Genomic DNA, 19,099 nt, shown 5'->3' on the forward strand with positions numbered 1-19,099 from the left:
CGGGAAATACTGACGCAACACAGCCCGGATTAGGCTCGCATCCATGGGTGACCTCTTCGACGGATACGGCTCGACGCTGACGCCGCGCAAGACCGTATCGGGGGTGCCGCCGTACGACGAGATGTTCGAGGTCTCGGGCACGATGCCCGCCCCCGGCAGCTCGCGCGCGGCGTACCGCGAGCTGTATCAGGCGCTCGCGCAGATGACCCAGGAGGAGCTCCGCGGCCGCACCGAATCGCTCGCGAGCTCGTACCTCGCGCAGGGCGTCACGTTCGACTTCGCGGGGGAGGAGCGCCCCTTCCCGCTCGATGCCGTTCCCCGCGTCATCGACTACGACGAGTGGTCGCACGTCGAGTCGGGCGTGAAGCAGCGCGTGCGTGCGCTGGAGGCCTTCCTCGACGACGCCTACGGACACCAGTTCTGCGTCCGCGACGGCGTGCTGCCCGCGAAGCTCATCGCCTCGTCGCAGTACTACTACCGTCAGGCGGCCGGCATCCGCTCCGCCAACGGCGTGCGCATCCAGGTCTCGGGCATCGACCTCATCCGCGACGAGCACGGCGAGATGCGCGTGCTCGAGGACAACGTGCGCGTCCCCTCGGGGGTCAGCTACGTCATCTCGAACCGCCGCGTCATGGCGCAGACCCTGCCCGAGCTGTTCGTCTCGATGCGGGTCCGACCCGTCGGCGACTACCCGAACAAGCTCCTCCAGGCCCTGCGCGCCTCAGCACCTCCCGGAGTCGACGACCCCAACGTCGTCGTGCTGACGCCGGGCGTCTACAACTCCGCGTACTTCGAGCACACGCTGCTCGCGCGTCTCATGGGCGTCGAGCTCGTCGAAGGCCGCGACCTGGTCTGCTCGGGCGGCAAGGTGTTCATGCGCACGACCCGGGGTCCGCAGCGCGTCGACGTCATCTACCGCCGAGTCGACGACGACTTCCTCGACCCGCTGCAGTTCCGTGCCGACTCCATGCTCGGCGCCCCGGGCCTCATGCTCGCCGCACGCCTGGGCAACGTCACGATCGCCAACGCCGTGGGCAACGGCGTCGCCGACGACAAGCTGCTCTACACCTACGTGCCCGACCTCATCCGGTACTACCTCGCGGAGGAGCCCATCCTCAAGAACGTCGACACCTGGCGGCTCGAGGACCCGGGCGCGCTCGAAGAGGTGCTCGACCGGCTCGACGAGCTCGTCGTGAAGCCCGTCGACGGGTCGGGCGGCAAAGGACTCGTCGTGGGCCCGGACGCTTCGCCCGCCGAGCTCGAGAAGCTGCGCAAGAAGCTGCTGGCCGATCCGCGCGGGTGGATCGCGCAGCCCGTCGTCATGCTCTCGACGATCCCCACGCTCGTCGAGGACGGCATGCGCCCCCGCCACGCCGACCTGCGCCCGTTCGCGGTCAACAACGGCGAAGAGGTGTGGGTGCTGCCGGGCGGCCTCACGCGCGTCGCGCTGCCGGAGGGGCAGCTCGTCGTCAACTCCAGTCAGGGCGGCGGATCGAAGGACACGTGGGTCGTCGGCGGTGACGCGCCGCGCACGGTCGAGTACAGCCAGGGCAACCTCGCCGGCCTCGTCGCCGATCAGGCGTCGACGCAGGCGATCCCGATCATCTACGACGAGCAGGACGAGCCGGCCCATTCGCCGCAGGACCACCCCGGCGGCCTGAGCGAGCAGCAGGAGCAGCAGCAGCAGACCGGAGGTGCGACGTGCTGAGCCGCATCGCCGAGAGCCTCTTCTGGATCGGACGCTACATCGAGCGGAGCGACGGCACCGCCCGCATCCTCGACGTCCACCTGCAGCTGCTGCTCGAGGACCCCTGGATCGACGAGGACACCGCCTGCCGGTCGCTCCTGTCGGTCATGGGGTCGTTCCCGCCCGAGGGGCTCGATACCGTCACCCGTCAGGACGTGCTGACCCGGCTCGCGGTCGACCGCACCAATCCGTCGAGCATCGCCTACTCGCTGCAGTCGGCGCGCGAGAACGCCCGCCGCGCCCGCGAGATCGTCTCCACCGAGCTGTGGGAGACCCTCAACACCACCTATTCGCGGATGCCGCGGCGACTCAACGCCGAGAAGGTGCACGAGTTCTTCCACTGGGTGCGAGAGCGCGCGGCGCTCGCCGTCGGGGTCACCGACTCGTCGACGAGTCGCGACGAGGCCTGGCAGTTCTTCACGCTGGGGCGCTCGATCGAGCGCACCGACATGACCGCGCGGCTGCTCGCGACGCGCTCGTTGACGGAGGAGTCCGGCCCCTCGTGGACGACGATCCTCCGCTCCTGCGGTGCGTATGAGGCGTATCTGCGGACGTATCGCGGGATGCCGAGCGCGCGCAACGCGGCGGAGTTCCTGCTGCTCGACCGTCTCTTCCCGCGTTCGATCATCCACTCGATCCAACGTGCCGAGGAGTGCATGAGCGCGATCGACCCTGTCGCCGACCGGGTGGGGCACTCCAATGCGGTGCTGCGGGCCCTCGGTCGTATCCGCAACGACCTCGAGTACCGGCCGCTCGGCGAGATCCTCTCCGAGCTGCCCGAGCACATGGACAACGTGCAGAAGGTGACCCGCGAGGCATCCGAAGCGATCCGCGGTCGATTCTTCCCCACGGCGGCGGAACCGAACTGGATTGGAGAGACCTCGTGAAGCGTCTGCGCATCGAGCACGCGACCGGATTCACCTATCCCGGAGACGTCGCCGCGTCGTACAACGAGGCGCGGATGCTGCCGGGCTCGACCGACAGCCAGTTCGTGCTGAGTTCGCAGCTCGACATCGACCCGACGACGGCCGTCAACCACTACGTGGACTACTTCGGCACCCGGGTCGCCGCGTTCGACGTGCTCGCCGCGCATCACGCGCTGTCGATCACGGCCCGCTCGCTGGTCGAGGTTCGGCCGCGCCCCATCGAGCACCGGCAGATCTCGTGGGAGGAGCTCGCCGCGGAGACGGAGCGCTCGATCCACACGGTCGAGCAGCTCGGGCAGACGGCGCGCACGGCGCCGCATCCGGAGGTGGGGGCGCTGGCGCGCGAGATCGCGGGGTCGCACGACGAGCCGGGGCCGGCGGCCCACGCGATCGCGATCGCGATCGGGGATGCCGTCGAGTACATGCCCGGCGTCACCGGGGTGCACTCCACCGCCGCGGAGTCGTGGCCCCAGCGCACGGGCGTGTGCCAGGACATCGCGCACATCACGCTCGGCGCTCTGCGGAGCGTCGGCATCCCGGCGCGATACGTCTCGGGCTATCTGCATCCCGATCCCGACGCTCAGGTCGGCGTGCCGGTGACGGGCGAGTCGCACGCGTGGATCGAGTGGTTCGCCGGTGACTGGCAGGGCTTCGACCCCACTAACAACGTCGAGATCAGCGACCGGCACGTGCTGGTCGGGCGGGGCCGAGACTACAACGACGTCCCGCCGCTGCGCGGGGTCTTCGCGGGCCCGTACAAAAGCGCCCTGCACGTCACGGTGACGATCACCCGCGAGGCGTGACCTCCGCGGCATCCGCTTCGACCGGTTCGCGGCGGGCGCCCCGGCCGAGGGATGCCGTCGCCGCGAGGCCCAGCACGAGGAAGCCCGCCGCGGCGAAGCTCGCGGCCCGTGTGCCGTCCGAGAGGGCAGCCTTCGCGTCGGTCGCGACGTCGGCGGTCTGCGGCGAGGCCTCGAGGCCCGCGATCGCGCCGCCCGCGCTCTCGACGACCGCGCTGACGACCTGATCGCGCTGCTCGGCGGGTATGCCGCGATCGTCGAGCTTGGCGGTGAGGGCGCCGGAGGTCGTCGAGAACAGGATGGTCCCGAGGATCGCGATGCCGAGCGCGGCGCCGAGCTGGCGTGCGGTGGACTGGGTTCCGGACGCCTGCCCTCCCTCGGCGACGGGGACATCGGCGAGGACGACGCCGGTGAGCTGCGCCGTCGCGAGGCCGACGCCGATCCCGTAGACGAACAGCGCCGGGACGAGCGGGCCCCACGTCGCATCGGGGGCGATGACGAGGGCCACGCCGACGACGCCGACGATCTCGGCGGCCAGGCCCGCGCGAACGATCCAGACCGGCGAGACCTTGCCCGACAGGGCGCCGGCGAGCCCGCTGGCGACGAACGAGCCCGCGGCCAGGGCGAGCAGCACGAGGCCCGTCTGGACCGCCTCAAATCCGAGCGCGAACTGCAGCCACAGGGGAAGGGCCAGGATGATGCCGAACTCGCCGAGCGCGACGACGAGGGCGGCGAGATTGCCGTTGCGGAACGACGGGATGCCGAAGAGCCCGAAGGCCAGAAGAGTGGGCTTGCCGACCCGGCGACGGCGCACGCCCCAGGCGATGAAGACCGCGATCGTCACGGCTGAGGCGGCGAACGCGATCGGGACCGGGGAGAGGTCCCACGGCCACGACGCACCGAAGAGCGCGGGCCGCTGGTCGACCGTCCACCAGCCGTAGGTGCGTCCCTCGATGAGGCCGAACACCAGGGTGCCCATGGCGATGACCGACAGGACGGCTCCGATGACGTCGACTCCGACGGCCCCGCCGCGGGACTCGTCGACCGTCAGCAGGACGCCCACGACGATGAGGATGCCGAGGGGGATGTTGATGCCGAAGGCCCAGTGCCACGAGAACGTCGTGGTCAGCCAGCCGCCGAGCAGCGGCCCGACGGCGGCCATGCCGCCGATCGTCGAGCCCCAGACGGCGAAGGCGATGCCGCGCTCGCGGCCGCGGAACGTCGCGTTCAGGAGCGAGAGGGTGGTCGGGAGGATCATCGCGCCGCCGACGCCCTGAACGAAGCGGGCGAGGATGAGCAGGTCACCGCTCGACGCGAGCGCCGCGCCGACCGAGGCCAGCGCGAAGACGACGACGCCGGTCAGCAGCATCCGTCGTCGACCCACCCGATCGGCGACGCTGCCGAAGACGAGCAGCAGGGAGGCGAACACGAGGGTGTACGCCTCCTGGACCCACTGCACCTGAGTGGAGGTGATGCCGAGGTCGTCGACGATCGAGGGGACGGCGACGTTGACGATCGTCGAGTCCACGATGATGAGTGCGACGGCGATGCTGATGAAGACGAGTCCCGCCCACCGGCGGCGTGCCGAAGTTTCCATGATTGCTAGAATAGCTAGCAAAATTGCGGACACAAGATGAGGTTCGCGCAGCGCGAAAACGGCCGGTCCCGCGGGGAACCGGCCGTCTCGATGGAGAAGTGGATCAGGCGGGCGGGTCGCCCGGGTCGAGGGTCTTCAGCATGTCCTCTTCGGCGGCGTTGTCGGCCGTGAGCTCGTCCTCGGTGGTCTCGTCGCCGCCTCGGGGCGCGTCATCGGTGATCGACTGCTCGGCGCTGGGATCGTCGAGGTGACGGTCGCCGGTGGGCTCTTCGGAGGGGATCGCGCTGTCGCCGGCGCCGCCGGCCGGGGTGTCGTGGCTGCTCATGGCCGCGACGTTACGCGCGCGGTCGCCGCGCGCGGCACCCCTTGACACGCGATCCGGCCGTGGTGCCGATACATCCGTCGGATCGGCGTGGCAGGAGTGGTGTCGGCGGCCGCCTGAGGCCACTCCCGCACCGCCGGTCCGGCGAATGTATCGCGAACGGGCTCCGCGGCTAGGCGCGGGGCTCGTAGCGACGCGGCGCGTGCGTGCGGGCGACGAGGTCACGCAGCGCCTCGAGCGAGCCCGAGACGAACCCCGCGGCGCGGGCCTGCACCAGGACGTTGCCGAGTGCCGTCGCCTCGACGGGGCCGGCGAGCACCGGCATCCCGGCGCGGTCGGCCGTGCGCTGGCACAGCAGCTCGTTGAGCGCCCCGCCGCCGACGATGTGGATCGTCCGGACATCGACGCGGCCGAGGCGCGCGGCATCGGCCACGGCGTCGGCGAACGCCTGCGCGAGCGACTCGACGATCGACCGGGTGTACTCCGCGCGGGTGCGCGGCGGCGCGACGTCGTGCTCGGCGCACCAGGCGTCGATGCGCGAGGTCATCTCGCCGGGCGCGAGGAAACGCGGGTCGTTGACGTCGAAGACGACGCCGTCCGCCTCGCGTGCGGCGTCGAGCAGGGTCGGCAGATCGATGCGGTGTCCCTCGCGGCGCTCCCACTGCCGCACGGCCTCGCTCAGGACCCACAGGCCCATGACGTTGTGCAGCAGGCGCACGCGGCCGTCGACGCCGCCCTCGTTCGTGAAGTTCGCCTCGAGAGCGGCGCGGGTCAGCACGAGGTGGTCGACCTCGACGCCCACGAGACCCCACGTGCCGCACGAGATGTAGGCCGCGGCATCCGGCTGCATCGGCACGGCGACGACGGCCGAGGCGGTGTCGTGCGATCCGACGGCAGTCACGGGCGTGTCGGTCGGCGCCCCGATCGACGCTGCGACGTCCGCACGCAGCGGGCCCAGCCGATCGCCCGGCGCGATAAGCGGAGGGAGGATGCCGCGGGGGATGCCGAGCGCCGAGACGAGGGCGCCGTCCCACGAGGCCTGCAGCACCCGCAGGAGTCCGGTCGTCGACGCGTTGGTCTGCTCTGCACGGGCTTCGCCGGTCAGCCAGTACCCGACGAGGTCGGGTACGAGGAGGGCGGTGTCGGCGAACGCCAGCACCTCCGGGTCCTCAGCGGCGAGCTGGTACAGCGTGTTGAACGGCAGGAACTGCAGGCCGTTCCGCTCGAAGAGCTCGGCGTGCGGAAAGCGCGCGTGCACGCTCTCGACCCCGCGGGCGGTGCGCTCGTCGCGATAGTGGAACGGTTCGCCCAGCATCCGCCCGCCGCGCAGCAGCGCGTAGTCGACGGCCCACGAGTCGACCCCGATCGAGGCGATCTCGGGCGTCGCGCGGAAGGCCTCGCGCAGACCGCCCAGCACCGATCCGTACATCCCCACGAGGTTCCAGTGGAGGCCGTCGCCCGCGTGCACAGGATCGTTGGCGAACCGCGCCACCGTCTCGGTGCGGAGCGTGTCAGCCCCCACATGCCCGACGATGACCCGCCCGCTGGTGGCCCCGAGGTCAACCGCCACCACATTCCCTGATGCGCTCACCCGCGGCATCCTTCCCGCGAGTGCACGGCCTGTCGCCGAGTGCACGACCTTGGAGCGTGCGGATGCCGTGCACTCGGCGCGAAGCCGTGCATTCGAGTGCCTGCCCTCATCGGAGGAAGGCGGCGGCGACGCCGGAGTCCACGGGGATGTGCAGGCCGGTCGTGCGCGAGAGCTCGGGGCCGGTCAGGACGTAGACGGCGTCGGCGACGTTCTCGGGGACGACCTCGCGCTTGAGGATCGTGCGGTTGGCGTAGAACTGGCCGAGGTCTTCTTCGTTGACGCCGTAGGTTGCGGCGCGGTTGGCGCCCCAGCCGGAGGCGAAGATGCCCGAGCCGCGCACGACACCGTCGGGGTTGATGCCGTTCACGCGCACGCCGTGCTCGCCGAGCTCGACCGCGAGCAGCCGCACCTGGTGGGCCTGGTCGGCCTTCGTCGCCGAGTACGCGATGTTGTTGGGCCCGGCGAAGACGGAGTTCTTCGAGGAGATGTAGATGACGTCGCCGCCCATCCTCTGCTCGATGAGCGCCTTCGCCGCGGCCTTCGAGACGAGGAACGAGCCCTTGGCCATGACGTCGTGCTGAAGGTCCCAGTCCTTCTCGGTCGTCTCCAGCAGCGGCTTCGACAGCGACAGACCGGCGTTGTTGACGACGAGGTCGATGCCCCCGAACGCCAGCAGCGTCGCGTCGATCGCGGCCTGCACGCCGTCCGCGTCCGCGACGTTGGCCGCGACGCCGATCGCCACGTCGGTGCCGCCGAGCTCCGCGGCGGCAGCCTGCGCCTTCTCGAGGTCGAGGTCGGCGACGACGACGCACGCGCCCTCGGCCGCGAGTCGGGTGGCGATGGCCTTGCCGATGCCGGATGCCGCTCCCGTGACGAACGCGATGCGCCCCTGGTGGGTCTTGGGCTTGGGCATCCGCTGGAGCTTGGCCTCTTCGAGCGCCCAGTACTCGATGCGGAACTTCTCCGCGTCCGAGATCGGCGCGTAGGTCGAGAGGGCCTCGGCGCCGCGCATGACGTTGATCGCGTTGATGTAGAACTCACCCGCAACGCGTGCGGTCTGCTTGTTCGCCCCGTACGAGAACATGCCCACGCCCGGAACCAGCACGATGAGCGGGTCGGCGCCGCGGATCGCCGGCGAGTCCGCGTCGGCGTGGGCGTCGTAGTAGGCCTGGTAGTCGGCGCGGTACTGGGCGTGCAGCTCGTGCAGACGGGCGATCTGCGCCTCGATCGTTGCCGTCGCGGGAACGTCGAGGATGAGGGGCTTGACCTTCGTGCGCAGGAAGTGGTCGGGGCAGCTCGTGCCGAGAGCGGCGAGAGCGGGTGCCTTCTCGGATGCCAGGAAGTGGAGCACGACGCCGGTGTCGCTGTAATGACCGACCATCGGCTTGTCGGTCGAGGCGATGCCGCGGATCGTGGGGGCCAGGGCCGCGGCGCGGGCGCGGCGCTCCGTCTCGGGCAGCGCCTCGAACCCGGCCCGCACGCCGCCGAACGGGTCGGCCGCGCCGTGCTCGTCGATGTAGGCCTGTGCGGTCTCGATGATCCAGCGGCTGTTCGCCTCGGCCTCATCCGAGGTGTCGCCCCACGCCGTGATGCCGTGCCCGCCGAGGATGCACCCGATCGCCTGCGGGTTCTGCGCCTTGATCTCGGCGATGTCGAGGCCGAGCTGGAAGCCGGGTCGCCGCCACGGCACCCACACGACCTTCTCGCCGAAGATCTTCGCCGTCAGCTCTTCGCCGTCCGCGGCGGTCGCGATCGCGATGCCGGCGTCGGGGTGCAGGTGGTCGACGTGCGCGGCATCCACCAGCCCGTGCATCGCGGTGTCGATCGAGGGAGCCGCCCCGCCCTTGCCGTGCAGGCAGTAGTCGAACGCGGCGACCATCTCGTCCTCGCGCTCGACGCCGGGGTAGACGTTCACCAGCGCCCGCATCCGGTCGAGGCGCAGCACCGCGAGCCCCGACTCGGTCAGCGTGCCGAGGTCACCGCCCGATCCCTTGACCCACAGCAGCTCGACGGGCTCACCGGTGACGGGGTCGATGTCGGTGCCCTTGGCGGAGGTGTTGCCCCCGGCGTAGTTGGTGTTCTTCGGGTCGGAGCCCAGGCGGTTGCTGCGCGCGATGAGGTCGGCGGCTGCGGCGGAGGTCATGGCTTTCCTTCGGGATAGGGAGGGGAGGTCAGGATGCGGCGAGGGCAGCGAATCGCTGCACGATACGTGCAATCGATGCGGCGAAACCCGGATGCTCGGGCCGGTTGAGGTGGCCGTGATCGGTGCCCGGCTCGACGACGACGTCGACATCGCCGCCGGCGGCCCGCAGCGTCGCGGCGAACACGTCGCCCGAGACGCTCAGCTCGTCGATCTCGCTGTTGATCATGAGCGTCGGCGGGAAGCCGCGCAGCTCGTCGGTCGACGCGAGGCCCGGAACGGCCGCGATCGGCGCGCCGATCACCGAGTGGCCGAGGTAGTTCTCGTACATCTCACGGACGACGTCGGCCCCGAACCGGTCGTGCTCGGGGTGAGCGGCGAGAGCGGCGCGCAGCGCGGGCCCGGGGGCGGGCTGCACGGCGAGGAGGGTGGGGTAGGCCAGCACGACGAGGCGGGGCAGGATGCCGCCCTCGCCGAGCAGGCGCAGAATCGCGCCCGTCGCGAGGTTCGCGCCCGCGCTCGCGCCGCCGATCGCCAGGCGCGTCACACCGAGCTCCTCGGCGTGAGACGCCGCCCACTGCCAAGCCCGCAGGACGTCGTCGGATGCCGCCGGGTAGCGGTTGCCGCTGCGGTCGTCCGTCTGCTGGTCGGCGCCGTCCCACGCGGGCGGCACCGGGGCGAGGCGGTAGTCGACGGAGAAGACCGTCGTCCCCGCCGCGGCGAGCCCGCGAGCGACGGCATCCGCTTCGGGCATGTCGAGGTCGCCGAACGCGAAGCCGCCGCCGTGCATCCATACCAATCCGGTGCCGTCGGGTTCGGCCGCGCGGTAGAGCCGGATGAGCCCGCCCGCCTCGGACGTGGGCGAGGGCGCGGCCGGGGAGGCGGCGCTCACCGGGCGACCCGCTCTTCCGCGGGAGTCGGGACATGCCGGCCGTAGCGCTCGAGCTCGATGTCCTCGAGTGACTTGCCCTCGGTGTTCGGCGCCCAGATGGTTCCGATCAGCAGCGCGGCGACGAGCAGCCCGAGGATGATCACGCCGAGTCCGGCGAGTCCCAGTCCCGACAGCAGGACGGGGAAGACGAGGCTCAGGAGCCCGACCATGACCCGGGCGAGCATGAAGAGCACGCCCTGCGCGCTCGCGCGGTAGCGGGTGGCGAACAGCTCGGCGGTCCACAGACCGTAGAACGCCTGCGCCCCGACGCCGGCGGAGACACCCCACGCGACGGCGAAGAAGAGCAGCGAGAACAGGCCCGGGGGAGCGTAGATCAGCACCGCCCACGCCACGACGCCGAGCGCCGCACCGCCGAGGTACAACCACTTGCGGCGCACCCGGTCGCCGAAGCGCATGAAGCCGAAGAAAGTCGCGGCTGCCGTGAGGCTCCAGACGAGCACCTGCAGCAGGTTCTGCTGCATCGGGTCGTGGAGGCCCGCGGCGTCGTACACACGCGGCTGGAAGATGCCGGCCTGGCCCGCGACGGTGTTCCAGAGGCCGTAGACGCCGATGAGGAAGGCGAGGGCGCCCCAGTTCTTCGGTTCCTTGAGCAAGCCCACGATGCCGGAGAAGAACGACGGGCGTTCGCCCGCGACGAGCGCGGCCTCGCGCTGGCTCTTCCACCGGCGCGACTCGGGGAGTCCGCGGCGCACCCACCACGTCACGGCGGCGATGACGAAGAGGTGGAAGAAGATCAGGCGCGAACCGAGCAGTCCCAGCGGGCCGACGATGACCGCGAGCAGGAACCCGACCGCCGGGCCGATGGACCAGGCGAGTTGCGCCGTGCCCACGTGTGCGGCACGGTGCTCGTTGGGTGCCTCCTCGGCGATGTAGGTCCACGACGCCGGAACGCCCGCGCCGACCGCGATGCCCATGAGGATGACGCCGACGAGCAGGACCCCGAGGTTCGGTGCGAACGTGACGGCCAGAGCTCCGAGCATGAACACGATCAGGTCGTAGGTGTAGATGAACTTGCGGCCCAGGCGGTCGCAGAGGGGACCGCCGATCGCGGCGCCGATCGCGGCGCCGAAGGCGTTGGCCGACAGGGCGGCCACGATGCCGACGACCCCGTCGTCGAAGCCGAAGGCCTCCTGCCACAGCGTCAGACTCGTGGCGAGCGCGATGATCGCGCCGGCCTCGATGTAGTTCGACATGGCGACGGCGATCGTCGCCTTCCAGGCGCTCAGCGGGCGGCGGGTGCGGGTCGTGCTCATGCGCCCCACCCGGCCTGGGTGCCGCCGACGCGGTCGGCTTCGATCTTCTCCTGGTAGCCGGATGCCGCGTAGGCGGCCATCGGGTCGGCGGGAAGACCCCGCGACTCGCGCCACTCGGCCAGGGCCGGACGGACGTCGGTGTAGAACGCGTCCATGAAGACTGCCTGTGCTCCGAGCACATCGTTCGCGGTGCGGGCGGCGGCCAGGGCGTCGGCGTCGATGAGCAGCGCGCGTGCCGTCATCTCCTGGACGTTGAGCACCGAACGGATCTGCCCCGGGATCTTCGCCTCGATATTGTGGCACTGGTCGAGCATGAACACGACATCGGGGTTGTCGAAGCCGCCGCCGCGCAGCACCTCGACGAGGATGCGGAACAGCTGGAACGGGTCGGCCGCGCCCACGATGAGGTCGTCGTCGGCGTAGAAGCGCGAGTTGAAGTCGAACGAGCCGAGCTTGCCGAGGCGCAGCAGCTGCATGACGATGAACTCGATGTTCGTGCCGGGGGCGTGGTGCCCGGTGTCGAGGCAGACCATCGCGCGCTCGCCGAGCGCCGCCACCTGCACGTAGCTCGTCCCCCAGTCGGGGACGTCGGTGTGGTAGAACGACGGCTCGAAGAACTTGTACTCCAGCACGAGGCGCTGCTCGCCGGACAGGCGGTCGTAGATCTTCTGCAGCGAGTCGGCCAGCCGGTCCTGACGCGCGCGCATGTCGTTCTGCCCGGGGTAGTTCGACCCCTCGGCCAGCCAGATCTTCAGGTCGCGGGAGCCCGTGGCATCCATGACGTCGATGCACTCGAGGTGGTGGTCGATGGCCTTGCGGCGGATCGCGTCATCCTCGTGGGTCAGCGCCCCGAACTTGTAGTCCTCGTCCTGGAACGTGTTCGAGTTGATCGTGCCGAGCGCAACGCCCAGATCCTCGGCGTGGCGGCGCAGGGCGCCGAAGTCGTCGACCTTGTCCCACGGGATGTGAAGCGCGACGGCCGGGGCGAGCCCGGTGACACGGTTCACCTCGGCGGCATCCGCGATCTTCTCGAACGGATCGCGCGGCGTGCCGGCGGTGGGGAACACGCGGAACCGGGTGCCGGAGTTGCCGAACGCCCAGCTGGGCAGCTCGATGCCCTGGCGCTCGAGCAGGGCGAAGTGGTCGGGGGAGAGGGTGCTCACGATGCGTCGTCGCTTTCGTCGGGGTTTTCGGTGGATGTCGTCGCGGCGGTGCCCGTGCCGGTGGCGGTCGCCGCCGCGAGTTGGTCGTGCAGGTTGAAGACCTCGGTGAGGGGCGTGGCGGCCTGATCGGGACGCCCCTCGAGTCCGACGAAGAAGCGGGCCATCTCGGCTTCCCAGCGGGCTGCGACGGGCGACGCGGCGAGGTACGCCTGAGCCGCGGTGTCGTCGTCGACCTCGTAGTAGCCGATCAACCGGCCGCCCTCACCGAGGAACAGGGAGTAGTTGCGGCGGCCGGACGCGGCGATCTCCGCCAGCATCTCGGGCCAGACGGGGGTGTGCCGGGCGACGTACTCGTCGAGCAGGTCCGGATGGATCTGCAGCGAGAAGCAGACCCGGTGGGTAGATGCACTCATCGTCGAGGCTCCTTGGTGAGCTGGTGTGAATCGTTTCACGAGCGTAGCGGGTTGTGCGCGCGGGCACAAACGGCAAGCGCTTACCCACATCCTGCCGTTGCCGTCGTGCTCGCGCTACGGTGGTGTGCATGGCAGTGAGCGTGCGGGATGTCGCGGTCGCGGCATCCGTTTCGGTGGGGACCGTCTCGAACGTCCTCAACAACCCGACGCGCGTGTCGCCGGAGATGGTCGCGCGCGTGCAGCAGGCCATCGCCGATCTGGGGTTCGTCCGCAACGATGCGGCCCGACAGCTGCGGGCCGGACGCAGCCGGTCGATCGGCCTCGTGGTGCTCGACATCGGCAACCCGTTCTTCGCCGAGGTCGCGCGGGGCGCGGAGGAGCGTGCTGCCGAGAGCGGCATGGCGGTCCTGCTCAGCACGAGCGACGAGAAGCCCGAGCGCGAGTCGGCGTATCTCGACCTCTTCCGCGAGCAGCGCGTCAACGGCGTGCTCGTGACCCCCGCGAGCGACGGCCTGGACCGGTTGCGTGGGCTGCAGGCGGCGGGGGTCCCGGTCGTCCTCGTCGACCGCGAGGTGCCCGACGACGTCTTCGCCTCGGTGTCGGTCGACGACGTCGAGGGCGGCTATCTCGCCGTGTCGCACCTGCTGGCCCGCGGGCGTCGGCGCATCGCGTTCGTCCGCGGACCGGTGTCGATCCGTCAGGTCGCCGATCGTCTCGAGGGTGCGCGGCGCGCGGTGGCCGAAGTCGCCGGTGCCCACCTGGAAGAGCTCGCCGTGCCCGCCCTGTCGGTGCTGCACGGCCGTGCTGCCGGCGAGCAGCTGCGCGACCGCCGCGGAGAGGACCGCGTCGATGCCGTGTTCGCGGCGAACGACCTGCTCGCCGTCGGAGTGCTGCAGGCCTTCGCGGTCCTCGGGCAGCTTCGCGTGCCCGAGGAGGTCGCGCTCATCGGCTACGACGACATCGACTTCGCGTCGGCCACCGTCGTGCCGCTCAGCTCGATCCGCCAGCCCGCCCACGAGATCGGATACCGCGCCGTCGACCTCCTGCTGCGCGGCCTCGACGATCCCGCCGGCGAGCACGAGCGCCGCGTGCGCTTCCGCCCCGAGCTCGTCGTCCGCGAGTCGACCGGCTGACCGCGGCATCCTGTCGCCCCTCGAGGCACCGTCGCCTCGCGGGGCCCTGTCGCCCCGCGAGGTCCCCGTTCGGCCGGTTCTGCGCGCCGCTTTACCGGCCCAAGTGGGACCTCGGCACCATCGGGTGGAGGCCGCGCGGACCGGATGAGAGAAGACTCATCGGCGCGCGGGGGAGGTGCGCCTAGGCTCATCGGAACGCAGGAAAGCGCATTCCGATGGGATCCATTCAATGAAGAACAGACTCCGCTCCTCGCTGCTCGCCGGCCTCGCCGCGGGCACGCTCGCCACGGCGACCCTCACGGTCGGGGGCGTCGCAACGCTTCCCGCGGCAGGGGTCGAGGCGCCGCCGTCCGCGCCGATACCGCGGCTCGAGACCCTCGATCGCGGCCTGGTCGCCGTGCCGACGGACGAGGGCGTCTTCCTCAGCTGGCGTCTGCTCGCGGGCGAGGCCAGCGGTGCCGGCGAGACCGGCCTCACGGGCACCGACTTCGTCGTCTACCGCGACGACGTTCCAATCGCCACCGTCACCGACAGCACGAACTACCGCGACGACGCCGGGACGGCGGCATCCGTCTATCGCGTGGCGCCGGTCACGGCGGGCGTCGAGGCGGCGGCGAGCGAGGCCGCGATCGCGATGGATGCCGGCTTCCTCGACATCGCGCTGCAGCGGCCCGAAGGCGGCGTGACCCCGGCGGGCGAGGAGTACACCTACTCGGCCAACGACGTCTCCGTCGGTGACGTCGACGGTGACGGGCGCTACGAGTTCATCGTGAAGTGGGATCCCTCGAACTCCAAGGATGTCTCGCAGGTCGGGTACACCGGCGGGGTCTACATCGACACCTACAGCCTCGAGGGGCGCCTGCTGAACCGGCTCGACCTCGGTCCGAACATCCGTGCCGGCGCGCACTACACGCAGTTCCTCGTCTACGACTTCGACGGTGACGGCCGGTCGGAGACGATGCTCAAGACCGCGCCCGGGACGAAGTCGATCACCTACGCCGACGACGGCTCGGTGGCCTCGGAGCAGTACGTCACGATGCCGGACGAGGATGTCGCGGCGGGCTACGCCCACACCGATGACTACCGCATGAGCGCCGCCGACTACGCCGACCACCTCGAGGAGATGTTCCGCGGATGGTCGACGCGCGACGAAGTCGTCTCGGGCCAGTGGCCGGCCACCCTGGAAGAGGCCTTCGGCATCGAGCCGCGCTACGACTACCCGTTGTCGGATGCCGACGCCCGCGCCCTCGTCGACCACTTCATCGACGTGTACGCCCCGAGCCGCAGCGCCCGCAACGCCCTGCGGAACTTCGAGGGCTTCATCCTCGACGGGCCCGAGTACCTCACCGTCTTCGACGGCGAGAGCGGGGCCGAGCTGCAGACCGTGCGCTACGAGCCCGACCGCGGCGACGACGGCCTGCTGTGGGGCGACTACGCGATGTCGCGCATCGAGCCCGGCAACCGGGTCGACCGGTTCCTGGCGGGCGTCGCCTATCTCGACGGTGAGCGCCCGTCGGCGGTGTTCGCTCGCGGTTACTACACCCGCACGACGATCGCGACCTACGACTGGGACGGCGAGAACCTCTCGAAACGGTGGTTCGTCGACAGTGGGCATGCCCCGATGACCAACCCGTTCAACGACGGTCCCCACGGGGTCGACGGCACCGATCCCGTGTACGGCTCGATCACGACGCAGGGCTTCCACAGTCTGTCGGCGGCGGACGTCGACGGAGACGGCCGCCACGAGATCGTCTACGGATCGGCGACGCTCGACGACGACGGCAGCCTGCTCTACAGCTCGTTCGCCGAGATGCCCGAGGGATCGGCGACCCCGGGCGAGATGGCGCGCCTCGGTCACGGCGACGCGATGCACGTCGCCGACATCGACCCGACTCGCCCGGGCCTGGAGATCTTCACCGTGCACGAGGGCGGGGCATACGCGCCGTACGGTACGGCACTGCGGGATGCCGCCACCGGCGAGGTCATCTTCGGCGCCTACTCGGGCCGTGACACCGGGCGCGGGATGATCGGCGACGTGCGCCCCGACGTGCCCGGCATGGAGGTCTGGTCGAGCATGCCCGGCGGAACGGATGCCTCGGGCCTGCTGACCGCCCAGGGCGAGGTGCTCTCGGCGGCGACGCCCGGCACCAACGCCTCGATCCGCTGGGGCGGCGACCTCACGACGCAGATCGTGAACGGCAGCGGTGACGTCACCCCGACGATCGACGACTGGGCGCGCGGCACCGTACTGACGGCATCCGGAACCCTCGCCAACAACGGCACGAAGGGCAACCCCGGGCTCGTCGCCGACGTGCTGGGAGACTGGCGCGAAGAGCTGGTCGTGCGCACGGCCGACTCGTCGGCGCTGCGGGTGTACGTCTCGACCGAGGTGACCGAGCACAAGCTGTACACGCTCATGCACGATCCGCAGTACCGCGCCGAGGTCGCCCGTCAGCAGACGACCTACAACCAGCCGAGCTACACCGGTTTCCACCTCGCCTCGGGCATGGACTTCGCCGGTGTGCCGCTGCGGCCTGCTCCCGCGCCCGTCGCGACGCCCGGCATCGGGGTGGACTCGACCGGCGTCAACGTCACTTGGAAGACGACGGATGCCGGCGCCGAGGTCACCGGCTTCACCGTCATCCTCCGCTCGGAGGCGGGCGACACGATCGAGCAGCAGGTCGGGACCGAGGCTCGCTCTGCGCGGTTCGCGACGGTCCCGCCGGGGGAGTGGACCGCGACCGTCACGCCCGCTGGCACCTTCGGCTCGGCGGCGCAGTCGCAGCCGTCGGCGACGGCCACAGTGCGAGAGGGGCAGCCGGTGCCACTCCGAGTCAGCGCGCGGTCGCAGTGCGTCAACGGAGCGGTGCACGTCGCGGTCCATGCCGCGAATCAGGCGGGGGCGCCGGTCGACGTGCGGCTGGCCGCGGTCGGCGGCGAGCACGCGCAGCAGAAGGTCGCGGCGGCCGACGCGGCGTACCGGCTCTTCGACTCGGGCCGCGACTCGCTCGTGCCCGGGTCGGCGACCGTCACGGCGTATCAGTGGGTCGACGGTGTCGGTTACCACGCCACCTACGACGTGCCCTACTTCGCCCGGATGTGCTGAGGCGTCCCGCTCGGACGCGAGGCCCCGATACATCCGAAGGGCCGGAGTGACGGGTGGGGCCGGTGAGGCCGTGCGAATGCTCACCAGCCCCACCCATCCGACAGATGTATCGGGCGCGGGCGGGATCGGGCGGGGGCTTCAGCGGGTGCGGGGGCGGTCGGACGTGGCGTCGGGCAGGGAGATGGGCGTCGTGCCCGCGACCTCGTCGCTGAACTCCTCCGGGGCGACGACCGAGATCGGACGCGTCTCGTCGAGCGAGAGGGCGAACCGGCGCGAGCTCGAGCGGTGCACGCGTCCGGAGACGAGCATCCACGTCACCCCGACCCCGAACGCGACGAAGGCGGCGACGGCACCGAGGCCGATGGCCGCGCGCGGCCCGAACTGGTCGGCGACCCACCCGACGATCGGCGCGCCGATGGGCGTGCCGCCCATGAGGATCGCCATGTACAGCGCGAGCACGCGGCCGCGCAGCGCCGGGTCGGTCGTGGTCTGCACGTACCCGTTGGCCGTCGTGAGGGTGGTCACGACCGCGAACCCGGTGAACATCAGGGTCACTGCGTACAGCCAGTAGTCCGGCATGAAGGCCGACACCGCTGCGGCGAGCGCGAAGAGTCCGGCGCCGAAGATCACGACGCGGATGCGGGCGCGATCGCGACGTGCTGCCATCAGGGCGCCCGCGAGCGATCCGATCGCCAGGATCGAGCTGAGGAGGCCGTACCCGTCGGCATCGCGTCCGAACTCGATCGCCATCGTCGAGGCGAAGATCGGGAAGTTCATACCGAAGGCGCCGAGGAGGAACACCATCGCGAACGTCACCATGAGGTCGGGGCGCCCGCGCACGTACCGGAAGCCGTCGGCGAGGCGCGCCGCGCCGGGAGAGGTGACCCGCGGGATGAGCTCGCCGGGTCGGATGAGGAACAGCGCCACGATCATCGCGAGGAACGTCGCCGCGTTGATGAAGAACACCCAGCCGGTGCCGACCGCGACGATGACGATTCCCGCGGCAGCGGGGCCGATCATGCGCGCTCCGTTGAAGGATGCCGCGTTGAGCGCGACCGCATTGGCCGCGATCTCGCGCGCGACGATGTCGGAGACGAACGCCTGGCGCGCCGGATTGTCGAAGGCCGAGATCATGCCGAGCGTGAACGCGAAGACGTACATGAGCGGGAGCGTCATGACGCCCGTGAGCAGCAGCGTGCCGATGACCAGCCCGACGAGCATGAGCGAGCTCTGCGTGACCACGAGCAGACGGCGCCGGTCGAAACGGTCGGCGACCCACCCGGTGACGCCCACGAGCAGGAGCGGCGGGGCGAACTGCAGCGCCATCGTGACGCCCATCGCTCCCGCGTCGTTGTCGGTGAGGCCGGTGAGGACGACCCAGCTGAGCGCTGTGGCCTGCATCCACGCGCCGACGTTCGACACGAGGGCGCCGAAGAACCACACCCGGTAGTTGAACACCGAGAAGGAGCGGAACATCGCGGAGCTCATCGGTCGGCCACCGCCCGCATGATGACGGCGGCGGCCGCGAGAGTCTCACGGTCGGCCGGTTCGAGCTCTTCCAGCGCGTGCTCGAGCCAGGAGTCGCGACGGCGGGTCGTCTCGATCACGACGGTGCGGCCCTCGTCGGTGAGGGCGATGTTCACCTTGCGGCGGTCGCCGTCGTCGGGTGTCCGGGTCAGGTACCCGAGCTCTTCGAGGTGGTTGACGGTGCGGTTCATCGACGGTGCCGATACGCGCTCGCGGTCGGCCAGCTCGCCGAGCGTGTGCGGACCGTGCACGTGCAGGTTCGCGAGCACGGCGTACTGCCCGTCGCTCATCGAATCGACGGCACGCTGCGCGCGGAGCCGCCGTGCGAGGCGGAAGGTCGCCATGCGGAGGTCGGTCGCGTCGTGCGCGAGATCGATGGCGGTCGGTGGGGCGGAAGCGGGGGAAGAGGTGCTCATCTGTGATGTTTAG

General features: G+C 70.6%; 15 protein-coding genes. 5 read left to right on the forward strand and 10 right to left on the reverse strand.

Going from position 1 to position 19,099, the window contains the following annotated elements; all coding sequences use genetic code 11:
* The first annotated feature begins 43 nt into the window (after positions 1 to 43).
* The 3 genes from VC184_RS02335 to VC184_RS02345 are packed head-to-tail and all read left to right on the forward strand — an operon-like array spanning position 44 to position 3,476.
* Positions 44 to 1,708, forward strand: coding sequence for a circularly permuted type 2 ATP-grasp protein (locus VC184_RS02335; protein ID WP_112616283.1), 1,665 nt, complete (start codon positions 44 to 46; stop codon positions 1,706 to 1,708).
* Positions 1,702 to 2,634, forward strand: a complete 933-nt coding sequence (locus VC184_RS02340; RefSeq protein ID WP_112616285.1) for an alpha-E domain-containing protein — start codon at positions 1,702 to 1,704, stop codon at positions 2,632 to 2,634. Before VC184_RS02335 ends, VC184_RS02340 begins: the two co-directional genes overlap by 7 nt.
* A complete protein-coding gene (locus tag VC184_RS02345; protein WP_274178299.1) occupies positions 2,631 to 3,476 on the forward strand; it encodes a transglutaminase family protein in 846 nt (281 codons plus the stop codon). Before VC184_RS02340 ends, VC184_RS02345 begins: the two co-directional genes overlap by 4 nt.
* Here the strand turns inward: VC184_RS02345 and VC184_RS02350 are convergent.
* The 8 genes from VC184_RS02350 to VC184_RS02385 all read right to left on the reverse strand — a co-directional run bounded on the left by VC184_RS02350 (position 3,460) and on the right by VC184_RS02385 (position 12,904).
* Positions 3,460 to 5,070 carry a DHA2 family efflux MFS transporter permease subunit gene (locus VC184_RS02350; protein ID WP_274178300.1) on the reverse strand — a complete coding sequence of 537 codons (1,611 nt, stop codon included), beginning with the start codon at positions 5,068 to 5,070 and terminating at the stop codon, positions 3,460 to 3,462. The genes VC184_RS02345 and VC184_RS02350 overlap by 17 nt on opposite strands.
* Before the next feature lie 103 nt (positions 5,071 to 5,173).
* Positions 5,174 to 5,395 carry a hypothetical protein gene (locus VC184_RS02355; protein ID WP_112616291.1) on the reverse strand — a complete coding sequence of 74 codons (222 nt, stop codon included), beginning with the start codon at positions 5,393 to 5,395 and terminating at the stop codon, positions 5,174 to 5,176.
* Positions 5,396 to 5,564: 169 nt separating this feature from the next.
* On the reverse strand, positions 5,565 to 6,992 hold the full coding sequence (locus VC184_RS02360; protein ID WP_407667124.1) for a rhamnulokinase: 1,428 nt from the start codon (positions 6,990 to 6,992) through the stop codon (positions 5,565 to 5,567).
* A 97-nt stretch (positions 6,993 to 7,089) separates the two neighbouring features.
* Positions 7,090 to 9,126, reverse strand: a complete 2,037-nt coding sequence (locus tag VC184_RS02365; RefSeq protein ID WP_323987183.1) for a bifunctional aldolase/short-chain dehydrogenase — start codon at positions 9,124 to 9,126, stop codon at positions 7,090 to 7,092.
* Between the two features lie 28 nt (positions 9,127 to 9,154).
* Positions 9,155 to 10,015 (reverse strand): alpha/beta hydrolase fold domain-containing protein, encoded by an 861-nt coding sequence (locus tag VC184_RS02370; RefSeq protein ID WP_282502000.1) that lies wholly within the window; start codon positions 10,013 to 10,015, stop codon positions 9,155 to 9,157.
* Positions 10,012 to 11,328, reverse strand: a complete 1,317-nt coding sequence (locus tag VC184_RS02375; RefSeq protein WP_220118289.1) for an MFS transporter — start codon at positions 11,326 to 11,328, stop codon at positions 10,012 to 10,014. The genes VC184_RS02370 and VC184_RS02375 overlap by 4 nt, the downstream gene beginning before the upstream one ends.
* Positions 11,325 to 12,491 carry an L-rhamnose isomerase gene (gene rhaI, locus VC184_RS02380; RefSeq protein ID WP_282502001.1) on the reverse strand — a complete coding sequence of 389 codons (1,167 nt, stop codon included), beginning with the start codon at positions 12,489 to 12,491 and terminating at the stop codon, positions 11,325 to 11,327. The genes VC184_RS02375 and rhaI overlap by 4 nt, the downstream gene beginning before the upstream one ends.
* Entirely contained in the window at positions 12,488 to 12,904 is a 417-nt protein-coding gene (locus VC184_RS02385) for an L-rhamnose mutarotase (protein WP_323987184.1), read from the reverse strand. The genes rhaI and VC184_RS02385 overlap by 4 nt, the downstream gene beginning before the upstream one ends.
* Before the next feature lie 128 nt (positions 12,905 to 13,032).
* On the opposite strand from VC184_RS02385, the gene VC184_RS02390 reads away from it, so the two are divergent.
* The gene (locus tag VC184_RS02390) at positions 13,033 to 14,037 is read left to right on the forward strand and encodes a LacI family DNA-binding transcriptional regulator (protein WP_323987185.1); all 1,005 of its coding nucleotides are present in this window, start codon (positions 13,033 to 13,035) and stop codon (positions 14,035 to 14,037) included.
* A 229-nt stretch (positions 14,038 to 14,266) separates the two neighbouring features.
* Entirely contained in the window at positions 14,267 to 17,143 is a 2,877-nt protein-coding gene (locus tag VC184_RS02395; protein ID WP_323987186.1) for a rhamnogalacturonan lyase, read from the forward strand.
* 138 nt (positions 17,144 to 17,281) lie between these two features.
* On the opposite strand, the gene VC184_RS02400 is transcribed toward VC184_RS02395, so the two are convergent.
* Positions 17,282 to 18,619: an MFS transporter gene (locus VC184_RS02400; protein ID WP_282502004.1), complete on the reverse strand. Its 1,338-nt coding sequence runs from the start codon at positions 18,617 to 18,619 to the stop codon at positions 17,282 to 17,284.
* Between the two features lie 8 nt (positions 18,620 to 18,627).
* Positions 18,628 to 19,086, reverse strand: a complete 459-nt coding sequence (locus VC184_RS02405) for a MarR family winged helix-turn-helix transcriptional regulator (RefSeq protein WP_112616303.1) — start codon at positions 19,084 to 19,086, stop codon at positions 18,628 to 18,630.
* Positions 19,087 to 19,099: the final 13 nt, after the last annotated feature.

The organism is Microbacterium plantarum, assembly GCF_035231185.1.
In the GTDB taxonomy this organism is placed as follows: domain Bacteria; phylum Actinomycetota; class Actinomycetes; order Actinomycetales; family Microbacteriaceae; genus Microbacterium; species Microbacterium plantarum.

Excerpts from the sequence above, each read along its gene's own strand:
- VC184_RS02335 (WP_112616283.1), top strand. The coding sequence starts at position 44 with ATGGGTGACCTCTTCGACGGATACGGCTCGACGCTGACGCCGCGCAAG.
- VC184_RS02350 (WP_274178300.1), bottom strand. The coding sequence starts at position 5,070 with ATGGAAACTTCGGCACGCCGCCGGTGGGCGGGACTCGTCTTCATCAGC.
- VC184_RS02355 (WP_112616291.1), bottom strand. The coding sequence starts at position 5,395 with ATGAGCAGCCACGACACCCCGGCCGGCGGCGCCGGCGACAGCGCGATC.
- VC184_RS02360 (WP_407667124.1), bottom strand. The coding sequence starts at position 6,992 with ATGCCGCGGGTGAGCGCATCAGGGAATGTGGTGGCGGTTGACCTCGGG.
- VC184_RS02365 (WP_323987183.1), bottom strand. The coding sequence starts at position 9,126 with ATGACCTCCGCCGCAGCCGCCGACCTCATCGCGCGCAGCAACCGCCTG.
- VC184_RS02375 (WP_220118289.1), bottom strand. The coding sequence starts at position 11,328 with ATGAGCACGACCCGCACCCGCCGCCCGCTGAGCGCCTGGAAGGCGACG.
- VC184_RS02385 (WP_323987184.1), bottom strand. The coding sequence starts at position 12,904 with ATGAGTGCATCTACCCACCGGGTCTGCTTCTCGCTGCAGATCCATCCG.
- VC184_RS02390 (WP_323987185.1), top strand. The coding sequence starts at position 13,033 with ATGGCAGTGAGCGTGCGGGATGTCGCGGTCGCGGCATCCGTTTCGGTG.
- VC184_RS02395 (WP_323987186.1), top strand. The coding sequence starts at position 14,267 with ATGAAGAACAGACTCCGCTCCTCGCTGCTCGCCGGCCTCGCCGCGGGC.
- VC184_RS02400 (WP_282502004.1), bottom strand. The coding sequence starts at position 18,619 with ATGTTCCGCTCCTTCTCGGTGTTCAACTACCGGGTGTGGTTCTTCGGC.
- VC184_RS02405 (WP_112616303.1), bottom strand. The coding sequence starts at position 19,086 with ATGAGCACCTCTTCCCCCGCTTCCGCCCCACCGACCGCCATCGATCTC.